Below are 1,056 nucleotides of genomic sequence, written 5' to 3'. Positions count from 1 at the left end.
CGGAAAAAAGCCGCGGGAGACGGGAAGCCGGGGTGACCGGCCGACAGATACCTGGTGATCGGATCGACACCGTCCGGCCCGCACAGGAAGGAAACCGATGAGCGCGAACACGTCCCGGCCCGGCCCGGGTGAGTGGGAGGAAGCCGCACGGCTGCTGTCCCGTACCGCGCGGGACCTGCCTACGGGCCGCCACCAGCACCACAAGGAGCGTCTGATGGCACACATCGAGCAGGCACAGCGCGTGCAGGAGACTTCTCCGGGCCCCGCGAAGGCGCGCCGGCTCCGGCTGCCCCGACCGGCGATCGCCCTGCCCGCGCTGGCCGCCGCCGTGGCCGCGGCCGTCATCGCCGGGACGGCGATGACCGGCGGGAACGGGCACGGCCCCAGCCGGCTCGCCACCGGGCAGGCCCTGACCACGCCGATCGGCGCGGCCAGCCCGGAAGGGGTGAGCCGACTGCTCGACCAGGTCTCCCTCGTGGCGGCGAAGGACGGCCACCGCCCCGTCCTCAAGGCGGGCCAGTACGTGTACATCGAGACCAAGGCGGCCGACACGTTCGTGAAGACCGTCGACGACCAGCGCAGCCTCGCCAGCCACGCCCTGCACAAGCGCCAGGTGTGGTACTCCGCCGACGGGACCAAGGGATGGCTGATCGATCCCGCCGTCAACGACAGTCCCGAGGGGGAGACCCTCAGCCTCCCCGACGAGCAGGGCAACACCCCCGTCGCCGGCCTGAACCACCCCTCCTACGACTACCTCACGAAGCTGCCCACCGACCCCGACACGCTGCTCGCGAAGATCTACAAGGAGACCAGGGGACACGGCAACTCCCCGGACCAGGAGGCGTTCACCACGATCGGCGACCTGCTCGGCGAGAGCTACCCTCCGCCCGCTCTGTCCAAGGCGCTGTTCAAGGCCGCGGCCAAGATCCCCGGTGTCGTCACCGTGAACGACGCCGTCGACGCCGTAGGCCGGCACGGCGTGGCGGTCGCCCGGCTGGACCAGAAGAGCGGCCAGCGAGAGGAATGGATCTTCGACAAGCACACCCACGTCTTCTT

1 protein-coding gene is annotated in these 1,056 nt (G+C 70.5%); it reads left to right on the top strand.

The window, feature by feature from the left end; all coding sequences use genetic code 11:
• Positions 1–97 precede the first annotated feature (97 nt).
• A partial coding sequence (locus IE312_RS21460) for a CU044_5270 family protein (protein ID WP_229900246.1) occupies positions 98–1,056 on the top strand: 959 nt, incomplete at its 3' end.

The organism is Streptomyces capoamus (assembly GCF_014654935.1).
GTDB lineage: Bacteria > Actinomycetota > Actinomycetes > Streptomycetales > Streptomycetaceae > Streptomyces > Streptomyces capoamus.
This window is presented reverse-complemented; position numbering and strand designations above follow the sequence as displayed.